Source organism: Rufibacter sp. JT20002 (genome assembly GCF_056491185.1).
In genome coordinates, this window is record NZ_JBSZJY010000002.1 from 93,598 (window position 1) to 120,517 (window position 26,920).

Genomic DNA, 26,920 nt, shown 5'->3' on the forward strand with positions numbered 1-26,920 from the left:
AATGAGCGGTTTTCTGAGAGCCCAAACCTTGGGCGATTTGATCAAGCACCTGGTCATTATGGCGGCCATTGTGTTTCTTATGTTGTTTCTGTTTTTCTTCGTGTATCTGCCCAGCACCACTAACCACGGTGAAACCATTTCGGTGCCTAACCTGGCCGGCATGAGCGTAGATGAGCTGGAAGATTTCCTGGCCGACAAAGATCTGCGCTTTTACGTGAGTGATTCTACCTATGAGCAGGGCAAGGCTCCTTTTTCGGTGATCACGCAGGAGCCCAAGGCCGGTGAGAAAGTGAAGGAAGGCCGTAAGATCTACGTGAGCATCAACATGAAGAATCCGCCGCTCATCAAAATGCCCAAGCTGATTGACGGATCGGTGAAAAACGCCGAGATGATTCTGAAGAACTATGACCTGAACCTGGGCGACATCAAGTATGTGCCAGACTTGGCCGAGAACTCCATCCTGCGCCAGTTTGTGAACGGCCGCGAGATCAAGCCCGGAGAACCGGTGGCCAAAGGCTCCCGTATTGACCTGGAAGTTGGGAACGGCCTTGGCAATACCGAGTTAGAGGTGCCTTCTTTGGTTGGGATGCCTATTGACGAAGCTACCATGTTGGTAACCGGGCAAGGTTTGCAGATTGGTTCCGTTATCTACATGGAAGCCCCTAACGGTGAGTTGGACGGAACCGTATTGAAGCAAAGACCGATCTCGGGTGACAGCGTGAAAACCAAGATCAGAACCGGAGAATTGATAGACATCTGGGTGGCCGGCCCGCAACCGGTAACGCCTATTCAATAAAAGAACCTATGCATAGAGGGCTGACCATCTTTCTGATTTTAATCTTTGGGGGATGGGCAGCCCGCGCACAGGTGCTGACCCCGCTCAACTCGCTTCCAGGTTTGGGGGCCAGTTCGGGGAAAACAGTCTTAAAACCCACTGCCATCCCTCAGCCTCTAGGGCCCGGCGACACCCTCTCTCTTCCTTTTTTTGACGATTTTGCCTTAGCCGAAGGTGGGCCAGACGCTACCCGTTGGCAAAATCCCGGGGGTGTTTCTATCACCAACCGGTACGCCGCCAATCCGCCTTCCATCTTCGCGGCAACGTTTGACGGCCTCAAGGCCGATGGTAAGCCGTACGGCGCATCAACTGCCGTGGGACCAACCGACACGCTTACGTCAAAGCCCTTGGCCTTGGGCAGCGTGCAGATCCAAGACTCTATCTACTTAAGCTTTTACTGGCAAGCCGGTGGGTTATTGGATGCCCCTGATTTTTCCAGCGGCAGCCTCTATTACCTGCAACTAGAGTTTAAGGAAGCCAACGGCACCTGGAACCCTGTCTGGACCCAAAAAGGCACGGGCCGTTCAACCGAGTTTGCCCCAGTAATGATTGCTCTCAGAGAAAGCCGCTACCTTTACAACGGCTTTCAGTTCAGGTGGGTTAGCAGCGGTCGGCAGAACGGCCTGCGTGATGTCTGGCACGTGGACTATGTGTACCTGGATAGAAACAGGCGGTTGGGGCAACTACAAACCTTTGATGTGGCTTTAACTCAGCGGCTTCCTTCGTTGCTGCAGCGGTACACTGCCATGCCCATCTGGCAGTTCCTGGAGAACCCAGCAGCAGAAACCCGGCAGCAGGTAGGGTCTGAAATGGCCAACCTCAGCAACGTTCCGGCCGCGCTCAGTTGGCGGGCATCGGTGCAGAACCTGACCACCAGTGTTGTGGATACCTTCCTGCGGGGCAGTGCTCCTATGAATGGAGGCACAAAAACTTCTATCACGGCAACTCCCTCCAGCGCGTTCCTGGCCAGCCAAAGTCAACCGTATTCCCTGGAAACGGTTTTGTTTTTGAACACCAAGGAACCCAATTTTTACACCCGCTACAACGATACGCTCCGGCGGCAGACGCACCTGCAGGATTTCTATGCCTACGACGATGGTTCTGCTGAAACCGGGTTCAGTTATCCTTCGGGCACAGCTGTTCAGCTGGCGTATCAGTATGATTTAAACAAACCTGATCGGATCAAGACCGTCCGGATTTTCTTTACCGCCACTAACACCCCCGGTACGGAGTTGTTTTTGCGCATCTGGGCCGATAACAATGGGGTTCCCGGAAATCAGCCGGTGTACGAGCAGCGTTTTGTGCTTCCGGCGGCTGGAGGGCTTAATAACTGGCTTGATCTACCTCTGGAGCGGCAGGTGGAGGTGCAGGGACGCTTTTACGTAGGCTACCGTCAACCCACCGGAGGCACCTTTGTGAACGTGGGCTTTGACCTGAATGAGCGGGCAGAGGGCAAACTATTTGCTATGAACGGGGCCACCGCCTGGGGCGCTGTTCCTGAACTGGGCGGCGCTTTGCTCTTGAGGCCCCTGATGACCGGCACCCTGACGTCTTCGGGGGAGGAGTTGGCGCAAAGCGAGGCATTGTTTTACCCCAATCCCACCGCCACTGGGGCGTTCTATCCCAACCAGGCCTACGACCAACTGCAACTGTACTCCCTTTCCGGCCAACTGCTCCAGACCTGGAATAAAGTACCCAGAGGTCAGCGGCTTACCGTATCTGCCGCGCTGCCCACCGGAATTTATCTTGTAAAAGCCCGAAAAGGAAACCAACTTAGGACCGCTAAACTAATTCTTCAAAAATGATTACTGCTGATATTACCGCCGCCGAACTGAAACAACGTTTGGCCAACCATGAAACGCCCATCATTTTAGACGTGCGCGAGCCTTGGGAGCATGAAGAACAAAACATTGCCAGCGCCAAGCTGATTCCGCTGGGTTCATTGCCTGAGCGCCTCCATGAACTGGAAGAGTACAAAGACCAGGAGATTCTGGTGCACTGCCGCTCTGGCAAGCGGTCTGCCACGGCCCAAGCCATTATGCAGCAGCAAGGTTTTACCAACGTCCGCAACGTGATTGGCGGTATGTTGGCCTATAACGAAGCATAGTCTCTCACAAAAAGGCCCACCCGTTTAAAGGCTCTTTCCAGAAAAGAGCCCGTAAACGGGTGGGCCTTTTATTTTAACTTTGTTGTAAGCTCCTGTTTGAAACCAAACAATGTAGGTGGGATGGATTGGCAAAGTTGTGCTTGGATAAGCAAAGGACTGGCAAATATTATCTTAGAAGATTTTCTTTAAGGAAGATCTACCCATAAAAAAACACAGAACCGGTAAAGCTCTGTGTTTTAAAGGTATTTTCTGGAATTAGGCCCAAAAGCCGACTTTAATCAATAATAAAAGGAGCCGGGCTGAAGCAAAGGACAAACACGACCAGAGCAAACCAACCCAGTAAGATCCTTCCCTTGCTTAAGGGTTCTTCATTGGGGCTGGGCGGATGAAAGACCCCAAGGGCCCGGGATAAAATCAACCCGAAAACCAACCATCCGTTGTAGCCTTGTACCTGAGGCCAAAGCACTTGAACCAGCACCTGCCCCCCTAAAACCCCGGCGGCTACCCAAAACCCTCTCTGGACATCTGGAAACAAGGGCCGGAACACAATCACCAGGTAAAGCGCGTAGCCTGCCCATTTCCACCAGTCTTCTTCCAGGTTAATGTCCAGCGAAAGCAAGCCCAAGCCAGCGTAGAAGATGAAGAGGGTGTACAGAATAGGGGACAGGCGGTTAAACCGTTCATACCCCATCATCCCGTACAGAATATGTCCCCCGTCTAATTGCCCGATGGGTAATAGGTTTAAAGCCGTGAAGAACAGCGAAAGAAACCCTGCAAACAGAAAGGGGTAGTGGGTGATTTCGTATCTGCTGGGCAACAGCGCAGGATCAGCTACATACTGTTCAAATAGCCAGAACAAGATATTGTGGCCAATGGCCAGATCATCGGCACGGTAATACACATAAGCCTCGTAGTTCTGCCCCCAAACCCGATAATCTGGGTGAATGGAATAAATGTACTCCAGCGGAGGAAGGTGGGTAAACCCGTACGCCAATAAAACCAACGCCACCACAAAGCCCGCCAAAGGACCGGCAATACCAATGTCAAAGAATTCTTTCCGGGAGAAAATGCGTTCCTTAATCTTAATAAACGCTCCCATAGTGCCAATCCCGAAGGTGACCCCCAGCCAGATAGGAATGTAATAGGGCAACGTTACCCGCACCCGGTAAAAGCGGGCCGTGAGGTAATGGCCAAACTCATGGGCTGTCAGGAAAAGCAGAAACGTAAACGAGAAGGCCATGCCCCCTGCCACCTGTGACCAGGTGAGGGCAGGAGGCCAGATGAATCCTTCAGGACCATAAAAGAAAGCCCTGCCATAACGCCACTCGGCCCCCGCAAGGGTGGTGGTGGCCAGCGTTACTAAAAAAAGCAGGACATGTATTGCAAGCTTACGCCCCATGCTCGGTAAGAGCCTCCTTCAGCACTTTGTTAATGGTAAGGGGCGGAGTTAAGTGAATGGTTTGTAGGCCCACTTGCTTGGCTCCCTCTATGTGCTGGATACTGTCGTCAATAAACAACGTCTCCTCGCGGTTTAAGCTGTTTTCCTCTAAAATGTGCTCAAAGACCTCGGCACCCGGTTTCCGCTTTCTTACCAGGTGCGAGTAGTAGGCTTTGTCAAAGAGACTATCCAGGCTAGGGATGCCGAAATTGTCAGACACTATTTTGTTAAAGGCGATCATGTGGATGGCGTTGGTGTTGCTGAGCAGGAACAAGCGGTACTTTTTTCCTAACTCCCGCAGTAACTCTATTCGCTCCGCCGGAATATCCAGCAGCAGGCTGTTCCAAGCTTCGTCAATCTGCTCATCGGAGGCCTCCAAGTGGTATTCTCTCCGAAGGCCTTCGCGAAACTCCTCTGATGAAATATCGCCGCGTTCATATAAATCAAACAACTCAGATTGAGCCTTTTGGCTGAAATCTACCTCTACGCCTGTTTTGCCGAAGGCTTTCAAGGCATCAGTGCCTTTCGCGTAATCAATGTTAATAATGACACCACCCAGGTCAAAAATGATATTCTTTACTGAAGAAAAGTCCACGTTAATTGAAGGTTTTGTTTTGTGTTTTAAAACACAAATGTGTAGAATTGCACTCCCAAATCAAAGATTTGGCCGGGCCTATAGCTCATTCGGTTAGAGCAACTGACTCATAATCAGTAGGTGCTTGGTTCGATTCCAAGTGGGCCCACATTGAAAATCAAGCACTTACATCCTTAAATTGGAGTAAGTGCTTTTTTGTTTCCAAACAATTTTCAAACAATTCCTTTTGTGTTGGGCCATCTAAGTAAACCGAGGGTGGAGATATTCCAATTAGCAAAGCTATTTTTAAAGCCTCTCCATTCTCCTTGATTATGTTTTTCTTTGTTTTTCTAAATGGGTGCTGAGGTGCTATAGAAGGGCTTCCAGAAGAAGTACACGTAGGGCTTGTTACGAATCCTTCTGGTCTAACAGCCTCAAGGGTTGTATTTGCTAACCTGGATTGAACAACCTCCAAGCCCACAGGCAAGTTGCTGAATACAATAGGCCATCCTAAACCAGGGACTCCTGCTTTGGCTTTGTATTTTTAACATATATTTCATTGTAGTATAGCAAGCGACGTCACAGCAGGGCTCAGGCACACGCTAGCCTAGGCCCCCAGTGGAAGTTTCCTTGGCAAGTGGTACTCCCATTACTTAGTTGGCCAACACAATGGTCATCGCAACGGTAGTTTCCCTATCTTGGGGCCTACGATCCGAAGCAGAACATGCATACCTTCCTTAGACTACTCAGCGTATTCCTGCTGTGCCTCTCCCTCACCCGCGCAAAGGCCCAGGGTCCCCAAACGATGGAGGCTGCTCCGGGCCAGGGGAGCATCCGCCTGAACCAGATAGGGTTCTACCCCAACGCGCCCAAGGTGGCGGTGCTCGTTGGTGAGGGCAAGGGAGGGTACTTCCACCTGAAGCCGGCAGGCTCAACGGATACCGTCTTTACCGGGAAGCTGTCCGAGGCTAAGCGGGCGGAACTTTCCGGCAAACCCACCAGGGTAGCCGACTTTAGCGTATTCCGCACCCCCGGGGCGTACGTGCTGGACATCCCGGGGGTAGGGCAATCCTACGCTTTCGAGATAAAGGAGGGGGTGCACCGGGACCTGTCCGCGGCTGCCCTCAAAGGCTTCTACTACCAGCGGTCCTCGGCAGGGCTGCCGGAGGAGTTCGCCGGCAGGTGGCACCGGCCCGCCGGCCACCCAGACACCCTCGTGCTGGTGCACGCCTCCGCCGCCTCCGCCCGGCGGCCTGCCGGGACGGCCATCTCCGCGCCGGGCGGATGGTATGACGCCGGGGACTACAACAAGTACATCGTGGGCAGCGCTATCACCATGGGCACGCTGCTGTCGGCCTACGAGGATTTCCCGCGCTTCTACCAGGCCCAGCGGCTCGGCATCCCGGAGAGCGGCAACAAGGTGCCCGACATTCTGGACGAGGCCCTTTGGAACCTGCGGTGGATGCTGGCCATGCAGGACCCCGCTGACGGCGGGGTTTACCACAAGCTCACCAACCCTACCTTCGGCGAGATGGCCATGCCCCATAAGGCCACCGGGCCCAGGTACGTCGTGCAGAAGGGAACCGGCGCCACTCTTGGCTTCGCGGCTGTGATGGCGCAGGCCTCCCGTGTGTACAGGGACTTCCCGAAGGATTTCCCGGGCCTGTCGGATTCGTGCCTGAAGGCCGCCACCAAGGCCTGGGCCTGGGCCAGGGGGAACCCCGGCGTGGAGTATGACCAGGGAAGGGTGAACGCCGGGTTCGAGCCGGACATAAGGACCGGCCCCTACAGCGATAGGGACTTCGGCGATGAGTTTATCTGGGCGGCCTCCGAGCTGTACGCCACTACCCTGCAGGAAGGCTACTACAGGGCCGTCAAGATGCTGCCTGACGCCCGGATGCCGCTCCCCGGCTGGCAGCAGGTAAGGCTGCTGGGCTATTACACCCTGCTCAGGCATAGCGCGGGCCTGACACCGATCGCCAGGCAGGACGTTGCCCTTATCAGAACCAGGTTGCTGAAGGAGGCGGGCGCGATGGTGGAAGGGGCTGCCTCTGGGGCTTACAGGACCGTAATGGGGAGGGCGGCGCAGGATTTCATCTGGGGCAGCAGCTCGGTGGCGGCCCACCAGGGGATCGCGCTGGTGCAGGCCTACAAGGCTTCCAATGACCCAAGGTACCTGCGTTCGGCGCTGGCGAACCTCGACTACCTGTTGGGAAGGAATGCCGTGGGTTTCTCCTTTGTGACTGGCTTCGGCGAAAGGTCCCCAAAGGCCCCCCTCCACGGTCCCTCCGTGGCGGACGGGATCTGGGAACCGGTCCCCGGGCTGCTGGCCGGAGGGCCCAACGGGCAGGCAAATAAGCAGGACAGGTGCGAGGGGTATACCGCCAGCTCACCTGACGAGATGTACCTCGATTCAGCCTGCTCCTACGCCTCCAACGAGATCGCCATCTGCTGGAACGCCCCCTTGGTGTATCTCTCAGGAGCCTTGGAGGCACTTCAGAATAAAATGGAGGTGACAGAGTAGATCTTATAAACGGTTTTATGTAAAGCAGGTATTGACAATGTTAGCGGTAGTGCTTTTCAATTGAATGACCGTCGATACTGCAATGGAGAGATCTTGACTTTGTTTTTGAATAATTTATTAAATGACTGCGGATATTCAAAACCTAACCCGTAGGCGATTTCACTGACTGACAAATTTGTGGCAGAAAGCTTTTCCTTGGCTTTTTCAATCAACTTCTCGTGAATGTGCTGCTGGGTAGTTTGCCCTGTGAGCGAACGCATCATATCACTAAGGTAGGAGGATGATAAATTGGTTTTACTTGCCAGGAACTCAACCGTCGGCAGTCCACTTCTCAGGCCTTCCTCCTGCTCCAAATACTGGTTTAGTAACTGCTCAATCTTAGCGAGCAAGTCGGAGCCAGCTTTTTTGCGCGTGGTAAATTGCCTTTCATAGAAACGATTGCTGTATTGGAGTAACAATTCGATATGGGCAAGCAATATACCTTGTGTGTGTTTGTCAATGTATTGACTCTCTTGTTCAATGGTTAGGAAAGTATCTAATATACTTTTCTCTTCCCTCTCTGAAATATGCAAAGCTTCATTAACCGCATATGAAAAGAAACCATAGTCCCTGATGGTACTTGCAATAGGGTGGCCGTATAGAAAGTCAGGGTGCAACAGCAGTACATAACCTGCTCCGCTATCTACGGCAGAGGCATTTGAATCGGAAAAGTCAATGGATTTGACCTGCCTTGGAGCCGTAAAGCTCATAACACCTTTGTCATAGTCATAGTACTGCTGACCATATTTCACTTTTGCCTGAACCCCTCTTTTCAGCGAAATGGTATAGAAATCCAGGATAAAATGCTCCCATATGGAATTCTCTGTAAAATGTATGTCTTCAACATGCACAACGCTTACCAAGGGATGCCGTGGCTCTGGCAAGGCTAACAGACGATGGAATTCTATGATGGAATTGATGATATGCATGACTAATTTAATATAGGTTTAACCTAGGAATTGCGTCTTTATCTCATTTCTGAAAGCATCACTGCCTATTTCCAAACGCCTTGCGTAAATCGCTTTTGCGTCTTCGCCTGCTACATAAGATACCTGGTCCTTGCCGTCGGTCGCTGCTTCATACACCACAGCCGCAATATGTTCCGCGCTTGATGCACTACTCATCATAAGGTCAATGTTAGAGAAAAGCTTGTTCTCCAATCTTGTGTATTCAGGATGGGAGGTTTTGTCTAATGAACGTCCTGTGAAATCTGTAGCAATAGCTCCCGGGGCAACGGTCTTAATACGGATATTGTGTAATCCCAATTCAAACGACATACTCTCTGACCAGCCTTCTACAGCGAATTTGGTGGCATGGTAAATAGCATGTAAAGGAAAAGCGAGAAGTCCGCCCATGGAAGTGGTGCTGACAAAGACCCCTGATTGTCTGGCTCTGAAGTAAGGGATGAACTCCTTCGTCACCCGGATGACTCCCATTAGATTGGTGTTGATCTGCCTTTCTATTTGCCCATCGCTGAATGCCTCCATTGCCCCCATAAGCCCGTATCCCGCATTATTGAAAACCACATCTATCTCGTGGAGCTCAATTGCTTTAGCTACCGTAGATTTGATTTCGGCCGAATCGGTTACATCAAGCGGTAAGAGCGTTACATTATCCAATTGATTTAACTGTGTCTCCTTTCCGGGATTCCGCATGGTTGCAATTACATTCCAATCTTGTGATTGAAACAACTTTGCTGTAGCCTTACCCAAACCTGAAGATGCACCTGTTATAAAGATTGTCTTTCGCATATTTTTTTATGTTGATGATGCAAAAGTCGGTACCTTTTAAAAGGTATTCGTATCCAAAACGAGGGTAGTTGTATCTAAATTTAGAAAGCAGTCTTTTCCGGGAGGGTTTCCTTTTAAGGCCTGCCACGATCTTCCCCGGTCCGGCTAGGTGTTTTCCTTGGGGTTCCTGTGGGTGGTGAGATTTTTCCTTAGCCTGCTGACCGTTTCCCTGGTTTGGCTCACTTAAGACTTATAATGTCGGGGTTCTACCGGCATTAGGGTAATTCTAAATTCTCTCCGTTTCTTATCCTATCCTTTCCTGCATTCCTTTCCAAATGGATGCCCAATGTTATAAAAAGTCCATACTGTACAGGGCTATTGCCCTTGTACACCCTTGCAAGGATTTCGCGGGAACTGCGTGCATCCAAGTGGCGGCGCGCCCCGTTATACGGCTCGGGTAGAAGAGGGGTTTTTCCAGCGACAAACTGGGGACATCTCAACACGCTACCCTTCACTTCATTCAAAATAGATACAAATGAAATGGCAAGGCAGAAGAAAAAGCAGTAATGTAGAAGACCGTAGGGGGCAAGCAGGGGGCGGGTTCGGAGGTGGCGGCAGGGGCATCAACCCCATGCTGCTGTTACCCCTGTTCCGACTCCTCTTCTCGAAGGCAGGGCTGGTGATTGTCGGCATACTGGCCGTGGTGTTCTTTTTGACGGGAACCAACCCAATAGCGCTCCTGCAGCAGTTCGTGGGCGGTGAGCCGCAGTACGGCCAGTCAAGCCCCTCCCAACGGAGCCCGGAGGAACAGCAACTGGCCGAACAGACAGCCACCGTGCTGGCAGACACAGAGGACGTCTGGAACAGGTTACTGCAAGGGTACAGAGAACCTACGCTGGTGCTATTCACCAACCAGGTGAACTCGGCCTGCGGGCTTGCCTCGGCCGCTTCGGGGCCGTTCTACTGCCCCGGGGATGAGAAACTGTATATAGACTTGGGCTTTTTTGGCGAGATGGAAAACAGACTGGGCGCCGAAGGGGATTTCGCGCAGGCCTATGTGGTGGGTCATGAGGTGGGTCACCACGTGCAGAAGCTCCTGGGCACCATGGACCAGGTGAACGCGATGCGAGGCCGGTTGTCAGAGACGGAGTTCAACCGGCTGATGGTACGGGTGGAGTTGCAGGCCGATTTTTACGCTGGCCTGTGGGCGCACCACACCCAAAGGGCAACCGGGTTCCTGGAGCCCGGAGACCTGGAAGAGGCCCTGAACGCGGCAAGCGCCATCGGGGATGACCATCTCCAAAGGCAATCCACCGGCAGGGTGGTTCCCGACTCCTTTACCCACGGCACCTCCGCCCAGAGGGTAAGGTGGTTCAGAAAAGGCTTTGAGACCGGCGACATGTCCCAGGGGGATACCTTCAACGCTGCTGAGTTATAGGGCAATAGTGGTAACGAGAAATATATAGTGTAGATTTAGTGGAGAGGATTGGCTTCATTTCCCGTTTAGGGGTGCTGTAAAGTATAGCTAACAATATTCTGAAAAGACAGGTAGAAGAACCCTTCTGGGAATTTCTAAATCTTGCTTCCTTTCCGGAAAACGGCCGCAAACTGCAAAACACGAATTATGGCCTTTAGCTTGTAGGCTGAAGTGGCGTCGGATTCAGATAACCCATGACCCGATGTGGGGAGGTCTGCTGGTTAACACTAACTAGATTGCCATGTCAAGGGTTCTATGCTTAAGGCAAGGCTCCCAATGCAAATTTTCTCTGTAGGGACAATGCAAGCGGCTAAAATGTGGTAATTCCTCTTTCCGGGTATAGTTCCTGAAGACGGTTTATCTGTGTACACATAAACTGCGGTTTTTGAGAAAATAACCAAAGAGGCAATGATAACGGGCAGAACCGAAAGGATGCACGCCCACTTAGGAACCTAACTCCCACCGGCACGTACCTGAAGGTGGATAGACCGATGTTTCTCTCACCCGACATTAAGCACTTCCACAATCTATGACTGTTCAAAAACCAATAAGATGTCAAAGAAAAAAGGAAAGAGGCATAGGGCGCTCTACACGGCCGTCAAGCCATTCATCAAAGATAGCCGGGTGCTGTACGGGATGTTGGGCGCAGTAGGGGCAGGTATAGTTCTAGGGGCAGCCTTAAGGGGAGAGAGAGCGGGCAATTGGCTGCACAGCGCAGCCACTGCTTTCAAAAAACTTAGCCTTCCTATGGATGGAGAGGACGAAAAGATGGAGGACCGGCCTAAGAAATCACTTAAAGAACCCCTTAAGGAACCCAAGGGAAGGAAGCCCGCGAAGCCCTTCGCGATAGAGGATATCTAGCCACATGGGGCAAAGAAACTGTTGCTTGTAGGTCCAACATTCCAGGACTGAAGCAAACCAGCCAACGCTGGGGCAGGAGGACGGAATAGGATGTGAGTACTAGTCACCTACGGTATCCCTTATGAGACACCTACTAACCAACCCATCGCCTCTGCCCTGGTTAAGAAAGTCCGCAGCGCAAAGGGGAGGGGCTCCGTTTGGCTGACCCGCTTTATTCCGTCCCTGACCTTCGATTCGGAAATCATGCTTGGGGACCCCACCCGGGCGACACGCTCTATCCCGGAGGTTCGGCAAGTGTCGACGATGTGCCTAGACGCAGCCTCAGCCTCGGCTTCTGGCATGGAGTTTAAAGACCTGGAGGAGTCCAAGAGCAGGCCCTTCACCCCGTAGGCGGAGGCGCGTTCCCCTACGCGATGCATGAGGGCGGCAACGTCGGCGAGCCCATACCTCCTCCGGTCTGCATAGGTGACCTTCAGCAAATTGAGGCCAGTGTCATGTTCCAGTGTAGCAAAGAGGCTCTCAAATATAACCATGCCCTAATGTAGAGGTTTTCCCTAGGATTCCATAGGTTCAAGCTTGGCAAATGCTAAGAGTCAATCATCTCACATAAGGCCCCAAATCGTTTTGGATGAGTTGGTAGATCTGAACTTAGTCTAAGAGTGTGGCTGCTTAAGATTGCTAAGAGATGACCCTTCAAACAACACTTTCGAGTGGACTTCACTTCCAGTTTTATCGCATTCACCCAAGGTTTCAATCCGCCGTAGTCAGACTCACCTGCCCAAACCAAAAGCAATTTTATTCGACAAACACACCCACGCCCATCAAATACAACCCCCTATTTATATACTATAAAATCATTTTGGTATGAGTTTCTACCAGACACCTTTTAAACCAAAAGAGTGATTCAAATGAATTAGATAGTCCTTTGATTTACATAAGACCCATAATAGGCTTATGAGATTCTCCTCAGCTAAACATCGCAGGCATTAGGATAGTGGAGCTCGAAATCCTTACATAACCCCCATTATGAACTAAACACAGCATTTTGTAGTGTCCTGCTTTTTCTCCTAGCGGATGCATCGGTCATTTGCAAGAAAGACCAAGCCACTTATGAAAGCCTTCTTGGGACTAGCTAAAAGCCTAGTCATCTTTCCTAATGAAAGGAGTTCAACTGGCAAGTTGCGCGCGGAAAAAGGGATAAGAATAGAAACACAAAGCGTTTCTTAAAGGCACAAAGCGATCTGCGTAATGTAGATCTTGCCTATCCTTCTGATTGGAGTGATTAATTACCTCCTGTTGAGGTTTGTATCAGACGTTTTTGGGTATTTGTACAGAGACTGCCATTTAAGGTGCACGAGTCTTCTTTGGTAAAAGCCACTTTGCTTTAAGCTTTGGCCTATTTAAACTTGGTCAACCTTAATTGTAGGTATAACATTAATATTCTAAGATATATTTGGGTTTTTCCTGTATAGGGAAATACCTGTTTACGTTATGTCTTTGTTAAGCCTTCCTCTTAATCTCTCCTTCCTTTAATAGAAACTTAACCTCCTCTAAATACTGAGGTAAATCCTGCTTATGAGTTTTGCAATCAAATTATATGAATGCAAAGGAAAGCTCCCGGTGCAAAGCAGAACCTAGTAGGAACCTCTAAAGCCTCTGACAACAGTTGATCTACTCATTATGGCTCCTTTACAAGGGTTATCAGAGTGGGGGCTTTTGTCACTTCCCTCACTGATAATACATCAGTCATCTTTTCTAATGCTTTTCAACTCTGCCTTCACTCTTTTCTAAAAATCACGATTTAAACCATCTGTCCTATCACTAAACCTATCTAGAATGATAACAATCTCTACAGTAAAAAGAAGGGGAAACTACTTGGGGAGGTGCTCTCTATTGCTTTTAGCCCTGCTTGGCATTGTTCCCTTGGAGAGCTCTGCCTCCAAATCGGGGAATGTTGCCGTTGCCTTGACCCGGCATAAAAGTCAGCGCCTTAGTATTCAAAATCAGCCCATTTCTGGGCGTGTAAAGGATAGTACTGGCCAACCTTTGGTAGGGGTGTCGGTGATCCTGAAGGGGACCACCAATGGTACCATCACCGATTCGGAAGGTAAGTTCACCCTCAATAGCACGGGTGTTGCGCAACCTGTCCTGCTGTTTTCCTTCATTGGCTATGAGAAGCAGGAAGTTGCCTTAAGTAATAATAGTTTTCTGGAGTTGACCTTGATAGAAGATTCCCAAAGCTTGGAGGAAGTGGTGATAACTGCTTTGGGTATTAAAAAGGAAAAGAAGGCGTTAGGATATGCCGTGCAGGAAGTGCAGGGCGAGGAACTAACTAAAGCCAGGGAAGGCAATGTGGTCAGTAACCTGACGGGAAGGGTGGCCGGGCTTACCATCAAAAGCTCTACGGATCTTTTTCAAGACCCTGAAATCAGCCTCAGGGGAAGAAAGCCCTTGATTGTGATTGATGGCGTGCCAGACCAAACCGCCGATCTTTGGAAAATCAACTCAGATGACATTGAGAGCGTGAACGTGCTGAAAGGGTCTACTGCCTCAGCCCTTTACGGCTCCATTGGGCGCAACGGGGCTATTATGATCACCACCAAGCGGGGCAAAGGCACCGACCTGAGCGTGGAGGTAAACTCCTCAACCCTTTTTCAGCCTGGTTTTATCAAAATACCGGAGGTCCAGACCACCTATGGTAACGGTAACAACGGAAAATATGCCTACGTGAACGGTTCAGGGGGCGGAGTAGAAGGAGCGGGTTGGATTTGGGGACCAAAACTAGATCAACCAAACCCTTCCACGCCAAGTGGCTTCTGGGAGACCCCGCAGTATAACAGCCCCGTGGATCCTGTCACCGGTGCCCGCCAACCCATGCCTTGGCTTTCCAGGGGCAAGGATAACGTGAAGAATTTCTTTGAAACCGGGATGATCTCCACCAACAGTGTGAGTTTGACCAAAGGTGGGGAGAAGGGAAGCTTCAGGGCGGCTGCCTCCCACATCTACCAGAAGGGCATTGTCCCCAATACCGGATTGAACAACAGCTCCTTTAGCATCTCTGGGAACTATAGCCTATCTCCTAAATTAACGGCTGACACCCGCATCAGCTACAACCGCCAGTATACCGACAATTACCCTGAGACCGGCTACGGGCCCACCAATTACCTGTACAACCTCATCTTATGGACGGGCGCCGATGTGGATGTCAGGGACCTGAGGAACTACTGGATTGAAGGGAGAGAAGGAGAGCAGCAGAGGCATTACAACCAGTCCTGGTACAACAACCCGTATTTTCAAGCTTATGAGTACCAGCGCGGCTATTACAAGGACAACACCTTTGGAGTGGTTACCCTGGATTATAAGTTTAATCCAGCCTTCAGTGCCATCTACAGAACGGGGGTGAATATCTACGGGCTTACAAGGACCACAAAAGAGCCTAAAAGCTATGTAGGCTACAATGATAAATCAAGAGGGAATTTCTATGTGAGCGGGGAAAACTACTTTGATGTGGTTTCTGATCTGATCCTGCAATACCAGCATGAATTCCATAGAAATTTAGCCATCAAAGCGCAGGTGGGTGGTTCCAACAACTACCAGAACCTGAAAGGGCAATCTGTTAATACCGATGGCTTGACCATACCGGGCTTCTATAACCTTAGTAACTCCGCCAACCTGGTTCAGGGGGAGAATATGATAGAGAAGCAAAAGAAGAACAGCGTGTACGGGGTGATGGACCTGGAACTGTTCGGGGCCGTTTACTTGAGCCTTACCGGGCGGAATGACTGGGTTTCTACCTTACCCATCAACAACAAGTCTTTCTTCTATCCGGCAGTTTCAGGTGCGGTGGTGGTGTCAGACTTGATTACCATGCCTACTGCTTTATCTTACCTAAAGCTGCGCGGCTCCTGGTCCCGTGTTTCAGAAGGGCGCATCGGGGTTTACCCGTATAGCCATCTGGCTGCCTATGAAAACGGGGTAAAATGGAATGGTACCCCCTCTCTCTATTACGGATCCAATAACCTGAACCCGGATATTAAACCCGAGACTTCCGATACCTGGGAGGCTGGGATAGAGTTAAATCTGCTCCGGAACAGGCTAGGTTTTGATGTGACGTATTACCAGGCAAGGGACTACAACAACATCACCAACATCCCGGTTTCTCTTTCCAGCGGGTATGCCTCCCGTCTGGAGAACGGAAATGTGTTCCAACGCAAAGGGTTGGAGATTATCACGCGGGTTACCCCAATCAAGCACGATAACTTAAGATGGGACATCACTGCCAACGTGAGCCAGTACCGTAGGTACCTGAAGGAGATCTTTGGGGGAGCCGAAGAACTGAACCGCCTGAAGGTGGGAGATCGCACGGATAAGATTTATGCCACCGTCTATGAAACCGATCCCCAGGGTAACATCATCTACAACTCCAACGGCTTCCCCAGAACAGATCCTTTCTCCCGTGCCATTGGGTATGACGAGCCAAACTGGATTTACGGTATAGAAAACGCAATCTTCCATAAAAACATCAGTCTGCGCTTCCTGTTTGACGGCCGATTGGGAGGTCAGATCTACTCTACTACCAACCAGAAAATGTGGTGGGGTGGAACGCATCCGGGCACAGTTAATCATTTCAGGGATGAAGCAAACGCCGGACAGGCCACCTACGTGGGAAATGGGGTAGTGGTAGTCAGCGGAGAGGTGAAGTATGATGGGAAAGGCAACATTGTGGAAGACACTAGGCAATTTGCCCCCAATGAAAAGGCCGTGAGCTATATCAACTACATGATCAATACCAGTAACGGGCCTGCCAACAATTACCATTACTACAAAGAGACTTTCCTGAAGCTAAGGGAGGTAACGCTGACTTACCAGATCCCGGCTAAGGTATTGCAGAAAATGCCCATCCGTTCGGCGGCAATTTCCCTGGTAGGAAGAAACCTTCTGCTTTGGTCTAAACTGCCAAATGTAGACCCAGACACCGGGGTAGATAACCTGCAAACCCCTTCTACCCGCAGCATGGGCGTCAACATTGACTTAAAGTTCTAAAACCCAAGACATGAAAAAGCTATCTATACCAATCCTGTTCCTTCTTAGCAGTTGCTTTTACTCCTGTGAGGATTTTGAAAGCCTGCAGCTTGACCCAAACAGAACCATACAGGCATCTCCGGATTTGCTGTTGACCAATATTGAAACCAAAGCCTTCAATGAGATTAGCTTATCAGCTGCTCTGGCCTCTCGTTTCCTGGCCAATACCGATGGGGTATCCTTGAACCAGTATTATGGCTGGCAGCGCTCAGGGTACGAAAACTATGATCATCTAAAACAGGTGGTCAAAATGGAGGAAGAGGCGGGTCGCACCAACAGACCGGCCTATGCGGCATTGGCAAAGTTTTTCAGAGCCTATTTTGTGGTGGAGCTCACGCAAACGTTTGGCGATGTTCCTTACTCAGAGGCGTTGAAGGGAGGAGAAGGGGTTTTCTCGCCGGTTTATGATTCACAGGAAGCTATCTACCTGAATGTTTTGGAGGAGCTAAAGGAGGCTAATACCTTGTTGGCAGGTTCAAATGAAACCGTAACGGGTGACGTCATCTACAAAGGAGACCTTAAAAAGTGGCAAAAGCTGGTGAACTCCTTCTCTTTAAGGGTGCTCATGAATCTCTCCTTGAAGCAGAACCATGCAGGGTTAAGGGTGAAGCAGCGGTTTCAGGAGATTGCGAGTAACCCTGCGCAATACCCCATCTTCACCTCAAATGGGGATAATGCCTCTTTGCCTTTCTATGACCTGGAAGACAACCGGTATCCTTACTTCAACAGCAATGACCTGCAGACCGCCTACTACATGGAAGAGGGCTTTGTGGCTTTGCTGCAGAACCTTCAGGACCCGCGCCTACCTAGAATGGCAGATGTGGCTCCTGCCAAAAGTGGCCTTCCTGAGAATGATCTTAGTGCTTACGGAGGGGTGAAGGGAAGCGAAGCCCTGGACGTAAACAAGACCAAGGTAGTAAGCGGCGGTGCTTCCAAAATAGACGCACGTTACTACAACAGCCCCGTTAATGAACCCAGTAATGCCTTGGGATATGCCGAGATCCAGTTTATTCTGGCAGAGGCCGTGCTTAGAGGGTGGATCTCCGGTAATGCGGATGTTTACTACAAAAAGGGCATTGAGGCAAGCATGCTCACGTACGGCGTACCGCAGGAGGTAATCACAACTTATCTTCAAAGAACCGAGGTGCAGTTAACCTCCGGAAAGGAATTGGAGACCCTGCTAACCCAAAAGTACATTTCGTTCTTTATGAACTCTGGCTGGCAGCCCTTCTTTGAACAGCGCCGTACGGGCATGCCTTCCTTTGATGTGAGTGGGGCTGGCGTTCTGAACCAGAAGAGAATCCCCAAGCGCTGGATGTACCCAGAAAGCGAGTTCAACCTCAACAGGCAACACGTGGAGGCTGCCATAGCCCGGCAGTACCCCGAGGGAGACAACATCAATGGTACCATGTGGATTTTGAGACCAGAGTAACTGATTTTATACTTTAGAGATGAACAACCCCGCAACTAGCAGTTTTAGAACCCTTTATTTGATTTTGGCCCTTTTTCTTTCTTTCACCGGAAAAGCGCAACCAGGCAAGAAGAAAGTGGTTTTCGTGATTGTAGATGGTATCCCGGCCGATGTGCTGGAGAAGCAGAATACCCCTAACATCGACAAGATTGCCTCAGTAGGAGGCTATACCCGGGCCTATGTAGGTGGTGAGAAAGGAGCTTACTGCCAAACGCCCACCATCTCGGCGGTTGGCTACAACAGTCTGTTAACGGGTACGTGGGTGAACAAGCACAACGTATGGGACAATAGCATTAAAGCCCCTAATTACAATTATTGGAGCATTTTCCGGTTTTTGAAGAACCAGTATCCGGAGAAGAAAACCGCTGTGTTCTCCAGCTGGCTGGATAACCGGACCAAGTTAGTAGGAGAGGGTCTGCCGGAAACAGGTAATCTGGTGGTGGACTATGAGGTAGACGGCCTTGAGCTGGATACCCTTAATTTTCCCCATGACAAAGAACGGAATTTCATGCACCTGATTGATGAGCGAGTGGTGGAGAAAGCATCGGAGCACATAAAGGAAAAGGCCCCTGACCTGTCTTGGGTGTATCTGGAGTACTCAGATGACATGGGGCATTACTATGGAGACAGTGAACAGTTGAATAAAGCGGTAGCGATAGTAGATGACCAGATGGGCCGGTTATGGAAAGCCATAGAGTACCGGCAGCAGGAGCATAAGGAAGACTGGATGATCGTTATCACCACGGACCATGGCCGGGACAGTAAAACCGGGAAGCACCACGGCGGCCAATCGGAAAGGGAACGCACCACTTGGATGGTGACCAACGCCAAAGACCTAAATCCTCTGTTTAAGCAAAACCAACCAGGCATCGTGGATATCATGCCCACCATTGCCCGATTCCTTAAGGTAGAGCTCCCGCGCGAAGCGTTGATGGAAATTGACGGTGTGCCTCTCATTGGTCCCATATCCATTGCCCAGCCAAATGCCACGTACAACAGTGGCGAACTTAGCTTAAACTGGAAGGCGGTAGACAACAAAGGGAAAGTAAAGGTATGGCTGGCCACCACCAACCATTTCAAAACCGGTGGAAAAGATGAATACCGGCTCCTGAAATCCATTTCCGTCAAGGAGGAGAAAGTGACCGTTCCAGTGGGGGATTTATCCTCGGGCCTATACAAGATTGTTTTGGAAGCTCCTCATAACACTCTAAATAGGTGGGTTATCCTAGGTGGGAACTAATACGACTCCTACTTGAAAGAAGACCAAAACTGGAGAAGGACCAGATTTCTTTTATCGCTTTAAGAAAAGGCTACTCTTAATTGGTAGCCTTTTTTGTTGGAGTACTTAGAGCCAAAAGCTTGCCGGAAAGATGTCTGTGTAGGAAGCTCTTTAAGCAATGTTCCTGCAATAAGTTATTTCAACCTTAGTTGCTGCTTGTTCTTTGATAGTAGTTTTCAAGGTATGAATTACCATCTACATCCTTCATTTGCAGATGATAATGTTCAGGTAACATTCAATTCCCTTCTTTGTGAACGTTTTACGCAAACCCGCCCCAAAATGCGACTCCTGTTCACAACCATTTTCCGCAACCAATTAGTGGACCTCCAGAAGAACATGGTTCAATGCCTACTTTTCATTTTTTCTATCCTGCTGAGTTTTTCGGTCAATGCACAAGCACCCGCTTTAAAGCAAGCCAAAGCTATAGCCCAGCACCGGCCAGATTCTGCGTTTAGGTTGCTCAGGAACGTCATGCAGGAGGCGGTGAAGCGGCAGAACAGTAAAACCGAGGGATTGTGTCTGCAACAGATGGGGCAGATCTTCTATCATCAGGGACGGTATGCGCAATCGCTGGACCACCATCTGCAGGCCGACAAAATCTTTAGGGAACAAAAGCTACCAGAGCAATTGGCGCATAACCTCAACGAGATGGGGACCCTGCATTACTATAACCGCCAAGATGAGGTAGCATTAAAGGAGTATAGGGAGGCTTTAAGTATTTACAGCAAAAGCGAAAACAAGAAGGGAACCGCTTTTACCTTTGGAAACATTGGGCACTTCTATGAGAAGCGGCAGGTGCATGACAGTGCTTTCCACTACCAACGGCAAGCCCTGGCGTTGTACAAACAAGCCCAGGATAGCAGCGGAATCGCCAAGATCTTCGAGAACCTGGGCAGCATCTTTGAGGACCTGGGGCGGTACGACTCAGCTCAATATTATTTTAAGAAATCGCTCTTCATCAACCAGCGGCAACACGACCAATTGTCCCAACTGGAAGTGCTCAACAACATGGGCGATGTGCTCCGGAAAACAGGTGAATACCGGAAAGGTCTGGCGTACTCTTGGCAGGCGGTACGGCTGGCTGAAAAACTAGGCGAAATCTACCAGTTAAGCAGCGGCTACCGCGATTTGGCCAAATCGTACCACTTCCTGCATCAGGACGACAGCGCCTTCTTCTACATGGAAGAAAACCGGGACGCCCTCCTGAAAATCTATTCTGAAGAGAACAACAAACAGGCGGCCCTCCTAAATACCTTGTATGACATAGAGAAGAAGAACCACTCCATTGCCCAACTACAGAGTGCGCGCCAACGCAATGTGCTGCTCAGCATTGGAGCGGGCATCATTCTGGTGCTGCTGCTTTCCTTGGGGATGGTGGTGATCAGCCAGCAGAAGCTTAAGCTGCAGAACGAGCAAACCCTGCGCGAGCAGAATGAGCAGATGTATCATACACAGAAAGAGCTTATGGAAACCGAGCTGAAGAACAAACAACTTCGGGAGCAGTTCCTCAAATCTGAGCTGGAAACAAAGGGCAAGGAGCTCTCCAGCCACACCCTGCACGTGATCCAGAAAAACCAACTGCTGGAGCAGCTCCGCGACAAACTGCAGGAGATGGTGAAGGAAGACAAACGCGACCAGAAGAAGCAGCTCAAGCAGTTGCTCATGCTTATTCAGCAGAACTTCAGCCAGGAGAAATACTGGGAAGATTTCCGGGGCATCTTTGAGCAGGTGCATGAATCCTTTTTCCAGAACCTGAAGCAGCGTTGCCCAGACTTAACCGCCGCCGATCTCAGGCTGGTGGCCCTGCTGAAAATGAATCTTACCTCTACAGAGATCTCTACGCTGCTTAGTATTTCTCTGGACAGCCTTCGGGTGTCCAGGTACCGGCTGCGCAAAAAGCTCAACTTGCCCCAGGGCGAGAACCTGGTGACCTTTATCCATGGACTGCAAGAAGCTCCAGCCCAGGAAGAAGCGATAGGTGGCCTGCTGCTACAATCCTAAGTCAACTCTACTGCTTTTAGGCTGGCTTTCAGGAAAACGCCTGAAAACTGGGGGGGCAATCTCCGCAATAAGTCTTAGCCATGGCGCGGATTAACTTATTCGATCTTCAATTTAATTTTAAGCCTTGGAGTCAATGGGTGACAAAGAGATGGGCCTTATCGTGTAAGCATGATTCTGACCTGTTTTCCAGAAAACAGACCTTAAACCAAAAAAGCAAAACCTCCTAATGCTTTGGTAACGGTGGCATAACAATAACATAATGGCTGTTTGAGGGGGTTGTAATTGCTTGATTTGTAGGTTCGTATGGTGGTGGTGGTACCCTTGTTGCCTTCTTGTTTACGTTGCAAAATGGCATGTTCACATTTTGTATACGCCCCAAAATTGATTCTGAGCCGTGGAGAGCGTCACCTTTACAGCGTCAATCAACCAACGCTATGAGGTATAAATTTTTACTCAGCTTTTGCTTTCTGGTTATGGGGCTTTCAGGAGCAACCCACGCACAGCAAGCCATTCTAAGGGGCAAGATTACAGATGCCGTGAACCGAGAGCCGCTGGCTGGGGCTGCCGTAGAACTGGCAGGTACCAGCAACGGAGTGTCTACAAGTTTAGACGGGGAGTTCCGGTTATACGCCACACCGGGCAACTACACCTTGAAAGTGCATTACCTGGGCTATCAAGATACCACCTTTGCTGTGAGCGTAAGCCCCGGTGAGGCATCGGTACTGCAACTGAAACTAAGAAGTACCTCCAACCACTTAAGTGACGTGGTGGTAACCGGCTCTGTGCAAGGGCAAGCGAGAGCATTGAACCAGCAGAAAAACGCCGACAACATCAAGAACATCGTGGCTTCTGATCAGATTGGACGCTTCCCTGATCCCAACGCCGCCGAAGCCCTGCAACGGGTACCCGGCGTGAATATTGAGCGCGACCAAGGCGAAGGCCGCTACGTGCTGGTGAGAGGCTTGGCGCCGCAGTTCACCAACATTAACGTGAACGGTGAGCAGATACCCTCGCCCGAGGCGGATGTGCGCTTTGTGGCCTTAGACGCGATACCTTCAGACCAACTGGCCTCAATGGAAATCTCCAAGTCCCTGACTCCCGACATGGACGGGGACGCCATTGGGGGTTCTGTGAACTTGATTACCCGCACCGCCCAGAGCGGACGGGCGCAGATTTCCGGTTCCCTGGCCGGTGGCTATAACCAGCTCATGGACAAACCAAACGTGAACGGTCAATTGCAATACGGGCAGCGCTTTGGCAAAGAGGAGAAACTTGGCTTTCTGGTGAACGGCAATTACTACCAGAACAAACTAGGGTCAGACAACTGGGAGTATGCGCCGCAAGACAATGAGCTGGAACTACGGGATTACGAACTCACCCGTACCCGCACCGGCCTCAGCAGCACCCTGGATTATAAGTTCAATCCCAACCATGAGGTATATGTGCGGGGCTTGTACTCCCGCTTCACAGACAGGGAATGGCGCCGCCGGTACGTGTTTGTGCCCGAAGCCGACGAAATTGAGAAGCTCACCAAAGACCGCTTTGAGGAGCAATCCATCCTCTCCATCAACGCCGGCGCGAAGCACACCTTCAGCGGTTTCTTCCTGAACTACGAGGCGCAATACTCTTACGGGGAGCAGGATACGCCTTATGACAACGAGATAGGCTTCATTGCCAGCATGCCTTCTTCCTTCGGTTTTCCAACCTCCAGGTACCCCCAGATAGAATCTGAGAACTTCGCCAACAACAGCCTGTATGAGTTGGATGAAGCAGAGTTTGGCCACACCCTGGCTAAAGACCGGAACCTCACCGCCAAAGTAGACCTGGGAATTCCGTACAAGCTGGGCGACAACAGCGGGCTCGTGAAATTTGGTGGTAAGGTGCGTCGCAAGAAGAAAAGCTACACCATCACGGCCAACAAGTTTGAGGGCAGAGACGGCGTGCCAGGGCTGGACGCTTTTGAAGGTTCTCCGGTGAAAGATTCGTTTCTGGGAGGGCGCTATAACATGGGCAATCCCTTAGACGTGACTCGTTTTATCAACTACTTTAACGCCAACCCGGCGCAGTTTGAGCTGAACGTGGAAGACAAGAACATTGACGAAGCACTGGAAGCTTTTGACGCCGAGGAGAACGTAGTGGCCGGATACGGAATGGTGCGGCAGCAGATGGGCCCTTTGATGGTGCTGGCCGGACTGAGGTATGAGCGAACCAAAGTAGACTACGCCTCCAAAGACGTGCTCATTGATGCCGCCGGTGACCTGGAAGCCATTAGACCCGTGACTGGTAGTTCCACTTATGACTTCTTCCTGCCGCAAGTACACCTGAAATACGAACTGGATAGGTTCACCAACCTCAGAGCCGCGGCAACTTACAGCTACGCCCGCCCTAACTTCAGTGAATTAATTCCTTCACAGGAAATCAACCGCGAAGACAACATCGCCACCATCGGGAATGCAGAACTGAAGCCAGTTAGCGCGTTCAACCTGGATGTATTGGCCGAGCGCTACTTCGGGAACGTGGGCGTGTTATCTGGCGGATTCTTCTACAAAAAGCTGGATGATTTTATTTACCGCAAGGTCATTTTCGCGAGTCCGTATCCTTTGCAGGGCCAACCCATTGTGGAGAGTATAGACGTAGTGCAAGCGCAGAACGGCAACCAGGCCAATTTAACCGGGTTTGAAGTGGCTTACCAGGGTAACCTCACGTTCCTGCCCGGTTTCCTGCGGAACTTCAGCTTGTACACCAACTACACCTACACCCACTCAGACGCCAAGATCCAGAGCCGGTCGGCGAACAGCAACAACCCTAATGAAACCGAACGCTTGCGGTTGCCGGGCCAGGCCAGAAACGTGGGGAACATCTCTTTAAGTTACGAGGGCCAGAAATTCACCACCCGGGCCTCGATGAACTTCAATGGAGAATACCTGAGCGAAGTAGGTGGTTCAGCGGAGGAGGACCTTTTTGTGAAGAACCGGGCCCAATTGGACTTCAGCGCCAGCTACGCCCTGAACTCCCGCCTGCGGTTCTTTACCGAGTTCATGAACCTCACCAACCAGCCTTTTGAGCGCTACATGGGCCAGAAGAACCAAATCATCCAGCGGGAATTCTACTCCTGGTGGAGCCGCATAGGCGTGAAGTTTGACCTCTAAGCAAGGCGCTGTTTTCTTACTCAAATCTTAAAAACACATGAAAAACATAAAAAAGTGGGCGCTCGCCGGAGCGTTCCTCTGTACCCTATCCGCCTGTGACGAGAAAGACGAGGATGTGGTAACGCCGCTCATGGACTTCGCTTATCCACAGGTTGTGCTGCTCTCAGACGAGGGCGACGGTGACCTGGAAGACGAAGACAAGTTCAGCTTTAAGATCACGTTCGCAGATAGGGTAGATCCCGCGGGCGAGGAGTTGGGCGGCAAAGTAGTACCGCTGGACAAGGATGTGACGGTCCAGTTTCATATAACTGAGACCAAGGGCTTCAACAGGCTGTCAGACTACCTGAAAGACTGGACGGCTTTCTACGAGATTGATGACTGCACCACGTCTGAAGACCAGAACATAGACCTCAACCTCACCTTTGACCCGGCCACCGGGCTGGGATCAGTTCGCTTCCCGGCCGGGGTAGAAGAAATTGAGGTAGAGTTTGAGACCGATGCAGATTTATTTGATGACGACATCTTCAACACGCAAAGCCGGGGCCTGGTTATGAAACTCATCGGGCTCAACGCCAATGGGCAGCAGGTGGTGGTGAACACCACGAATGAATTTGAATACCAGGTGTTGGACGATGAAGGCATCTACGGCGAATGGGAAGTAGACGTGAAAGATGCCACCGAGTTCCAGAACTTCAAAAACCTGTTCGGGCTCATTAATGAGGACGTGAAAAATCTCATGGCCGATGACGTGAAAGAAATTGTTCTGGCTTTTGAATACGGCGAGTGGAAAGCCGAAGTAAAGCTTAAGGAAACTGAGAGGGTGGAAGCCTGCGGCGAAGTGGAGGAAGAAAACAAGGTGATTGAGATAGAAGCCGAGTTTGAGGAACTGGAAGACGACCAACTGGAAGGCGACCTGGAGTTTACCGAAAGCATCAAACAGAAAGACGGCTCAGCGGTGGATTTCACTTACGCCGGCTCCTTCAAAGTGCAAGGCAAGCGCCTCACCCTTACCTTAAAAGGAGAATACGATGATGCGGAAACCCGTTCCATCACCCTTCTCCTCAAAAAATAAAAATCAACCCTGTCAGGCTTTTTCTGCCTGAACTAATTCCTTCCAACAAACCTATGTTTACATTATCCTATTATAAAGAGGTTAGCCTCGTGTTCTTATTAGCGGCCTGTTCCTCGCCCAAAGCAGAAACCATCACTACACCGCAGATGGGGCAAACCGAGCCCCAGCCAGTCGCCGGAAAAGTGGTGCAGGCCACGGTAATCACAGATACCGTTCAATTTGACTCAGACGATCCCGCCATCTGGGTAAACCCCAGGAATCCGGAAAAGAGCTTGATCATTGGCACCGATAAAGATGCCCAAGGAGGCTTGTATGTGTTTGATCTTGAAGGGAAGATTATTCCTGAAAAGACTGTGAAAAACCTGCAGCGCCCCAACAACGTGGACGTAGAATACGGCCTTATCCTGAATGGCAAACCCACCGACATAGCCGTGGCCACCGAACGGATGACCCACAAACTGCGCATTTTCTCAGTGCCAGACATGAAGCCTGTTGACAAAGGTGGTTTGGAGATGTTCGTGGGCGAAACCCAGGAAGGCTACCGTGACCTGATGGGTGTGTCTCTGTATAAAAACAAAGCCGGGAAAGTCTATACCATTGTGAGCCGTAAAGTTGGTCCGCTGGATGGTACCTACCTCTGGCAGTACCTGCTGGAAGACGACGGAACCGGCCACGTGAAAGCCACCCTGGTGCGCAAGTTTGGGGAGTACAGCGGCAAGAAAGAGATAGAAGCCATTGCCGTAGATGATGCCTTAGGGTACGTGTACTACTCAGACGAAGGGCTGGGGGTGCGCCAATACTTCGCAGATCCAGAGAAAGGCAACAAGCAACTGGCTTTGTTTGCTACCCAGGACTTCAGCCGTGACCATGAGGGCATCTCTATCTACGCCCTTACTGACAGCACCGGCTACATTTTAGTGTCTGACCAGGAAGCCAACCGGTTCATGGTGTTCACCCGCGAAGGAACAGCCTCCAAGCCGTATGAGCACCGTTTTATCAAGAGCGTGAACGTGTCTGCGGTCAACAGTGATGGTTCAGAAACCGTATCCGTGCCATTGGGCAAGAAATTTAAACACGGATTGTTTGTAGCCATGAGCACTGATAAGACTTTCCATTTCTACCGCTGGGAAGACATTGCTGGAAAAGAGTTAAATATGGTCAAGACAAACCGACAGGGTTTGTAGCCTCCATGAGGAGGCACCCTGTTAACCAGTTCCAAAATTGAACCCCAGTTTATCTGCAGTTTAGTGCTTATTTTGTTAAAAAGGCCCCAAAAGCAAA

The 26,920-nt window shown here is 50.6% G+C and carries 18 protein-coding genes and 1 tRNA gene; 14 read left to right on the forward strand and 5 right to left on the reverse strand.

The features are described from left to right. Nucleotide 1 precedes the first annotated feature (1 nt). The 3 genes from ACW9SV_RS09865 to ACW9SV_RS09875 are packed head-to-tail and all read left to right on the forward strand — an operon-like array spanning nucleotide 2 to nucleotide 2,942. Nucleotides 2-796, forward strand: coding sequence for a PASTA domain-containing protein (locus ACW9SV_RS09865; RefSeq protein ID WP_479556594.1), 795 nt, complete (start codon nucleotides 2-4; stop codon nucleotides 794-796). A gap of 8 nt (nucleotides 797-804) precedes the next feature. Continuing rightward, the gene (locus ACW9SV_RS09870) at nucleotides 805-2,640 is read left to right on the forward strand and encodes a T9SS type A sorting domain-containing protein (protein WP_479556595.1); all 1,836 of its coding nucleotides are present in this window, start codon (nucleotides 805-807) and stop codon (nucleotides 2,638-2,640) included. Next, nucleotides 2,637-2,942, forward strand: coding sequence for a rhodanese-like domain-containing protein (locus tag ACW9SV_RS09875; protein ID WP_479556596.1), 306 nt, complete (start codon nucleotides 2,637-2,639; stop codon nucleotides 2,940-2,942). The genes ACW9SV_RS09870 and ACW9SV_RS09875 overlap by 4 nt, the downstream gene beginning before the upstream one ends. A 274-nt stretch (nucleotides 2,943-3,216) precedes the next feature. On the opposite strand, the gene ACW9SV_RS09880 is transcribed toward ACW9SV_RS09875, so the two are convergent. Then, nucleotides 3,217-4,341, reverse strand: a complete 1,125-nt coding sequence (locus ACW9SV_RS09880; protein ID WP_479556597.1) for a site-2 protease family protein — start codon at nucleotides 4,339-4,341, stop codon at nucleotides 3,217-3,219. After that, on the reverse strand, nucleotides 4,331-4,975 hold the full coding sequence (locus ACW9SV_RS09885) for an HAD family hydrolase (RefSeq protein WP_479556598.1): 645 nt from the start codon (nucleotides 4,973-4,975) through the stop codon (nucleotides 4,331-4,333). Before ACW9SV_RS09885 ends, ACW9SV_RS09880 begins: the two co-directional genes overlap by 11 nt. 74 nt (nucleotides 4,976-5,049) lie before the next feature. Here ACW9SV_RS09885 and ACW9SV_RS09890 point away from each other — a divergent pair. Further along, nucleotides 5,050-5,123 (forward strand) — tRNA-Ile (locus ACW9SV_RS09890). A 9-nt stretch (nucleotides 5,124-5,132) separates the two neighbouring features. On the opposite strand, the gene ACW9SV_RS09895 is transcribed toward ACW9SV_RS09890, so the two are convergent. Next, a complete protein-coding gene (locus ACW9SV_RS09895) occupies nucleotides 5,133-5,429 on the reverse strand; it encodes a hypothetical protein (protein WP_479556599.1) in 297 nt (98 codons plus the stop codon). 249 nt (nucleotides 5,430-5,678) lie between these two features. Between ACW9SV_RS09895 and ACW9SV_RS09900 the strand changes: the two genes are divergently transcribed. Then, entirely contained in the window at nucleotides 5,679-7,478 is a 1,800-nt protein-coding gene (locus ACW9SV_RS09900) for a glycoside hydrolase family 9 protein (RefSeq protein WP_479556600.1), read from the forward strand. A gap of 56 nt (nucleotides 7,479-7,534) precedes the next feature. On the opposite strand, the gene ACW9SV_RS09905 is transcribed toward ACW9SV_RS09900, so the two are convergent. Beyond that, nucleotides 7,535-8,446 (reverse strand): helix-turn-helix domain-containing protein, encoded by a 912-nt coding sequence (locus tag ACW9SV_RS09905; protein ID WP_479556601.1) that lies wholly within the window; start codon nucleotides 8,444-8,446, stop codon nucleotides 7,535-7,537. A gap of 18 nt (nucleotides 8,447-8,464) precedes the next feature. Next, a complete protein-coding gene (locus ACW9SV_RS09910; RefSeq protein ID WP_479556602.1) occupies nucleotides 8,465-9,268 on the reverse strand; it encodes an SDR family oxidoreductase in 804 nt (267 codons plus the stop codon). 514 nt (nucleotides 9,269-9,782) lie between these two features. Between ACW9SV_RS09910 and ypfJ the strand changes: the two genes are divergently transcribed. The 9 genes from ypfJ to ACW9SV_RS09955 all read left to right on the forward strand — a co-directional run bounded on the left by ypfJ (nucleotide 9,783) and on the right by ACW9SV_RS09955 (nucleotide 26,823). Continuing rightward, complete coding sequence (gene ypfJ, locus ACW9SV_RS09915) at nucleotides 9,783-10,685, forward strand: KPN_02809 family neutral zinc metallopeptidase (protein ID WP_479556603.1); 903 nt, start codon at nucleotides 9,783-9,785, stop codon at nucleotides 10,683-10,685. Between the two features lie 591 nt (nucleotides 10,686-11,276). Beyond that, nucleotides 11,277-11,585: a hypothetical protein gene (locus ACW9SV_RS09920; protein WP_479556604.1), complete on the forward strand. Its 309-nt coding sequence runs from the start codon at nucleotides 11,277-11,279 to the stop codon at nucleotides 11,583-11,585. Nucleotides 11,586-13,421: 1,836 nt separating this feature from the next. Further along, nucleotides 13,422-16,628 carry a SusC/RagA family TonB-linked outer membrane protein gene (locus ACW9SV_RS09925; protein WP_479556605.1) on the forward strand — a complete coding sequence of 1,069 codons (3,207 nt, stop codon included), beginning with the start codon at nucleotides 13,422-13,424 and terminating at the stop codon, nucleotides 16,626-16,628. 10 nt (nucleotides 16,629-16,638) lie between these two features. Beyond that, nucleotides 16,639-18,099: a SusD/RagB family nutrient-binding outer membrane lipoprotein gene (locus ACW9SV_RS09930; protein WP_479556606.1), complete on the forward strand. Its 1,461-nt coding sequence runs from the start codon at nucleotides 16,639-16,641 to the stop codon at nucleotides 18,097-18,099. 58 nt (nucleotides 18,100-18,157) lie between these two features. Continuing rightward, nucleotides 18,158-19,378, forward strand: a complete 1,221-nt coding sequence (locus ACW9SV_RS09935) for an alkaline phosphatase family protein (protein ID WP_479557380.1) — start codon at nucleotides 18,158-18,160, stop codon at nucleotides 19,376-19,378. Between the two features lie 318 nt (nucleotides 19,379-19,696). Then, a complete protein-coding gene (locus ACW9SV_RS09940) occupies nucleotides 19,697-21,418 on the forward strand; it encodes a tetratricopeptide repeat protein (RefSeq protein ID WP_479556607.1) in 1,722 nt (573 codons plus the stop codon). A gap of 473 nt (nucleotides 21,419-21,891) precedes the next feature. Then, nucleotides 21,892-24,567: a TonB-dependent receptor gene (locus ACW9SV_RS09945; protein ID WP_479556608.1), complete on the forward strand. Its 2,676-nt coding sequence runs from the start codon at nucleotides 21,892-21,894 to the stop codon at nucleotides 24,565-24,567. 37 nt (nucleotides 24,568-24,604) lie between these two features. Continuing rightward, nucleotides 24,605-25,639: a hypothetical protein gene (locus ACW9SV_RS09950; protein WP_479556609.1), complete on the forward strand. Its 1,035-nt coding sequence runs from the start codon at nucleotides 24,605-24,607 to the stop codon at nucleotides 25,637-25,639. Nucleotides 25,640-25,692: 53 nt separating this feature from the next. Further along, a complete protein-coding gene (locus ACW9SV_RS09955; RefSeq protein ID WP_479556610.1) occupies nucleotides 25,693-26,823 on the forward strand; it encodes a phytase in 1,131 nt (376 codons plus the stop codon). Nucleotides 26,824-26,920: the final 97 nt, after the last annotated feature.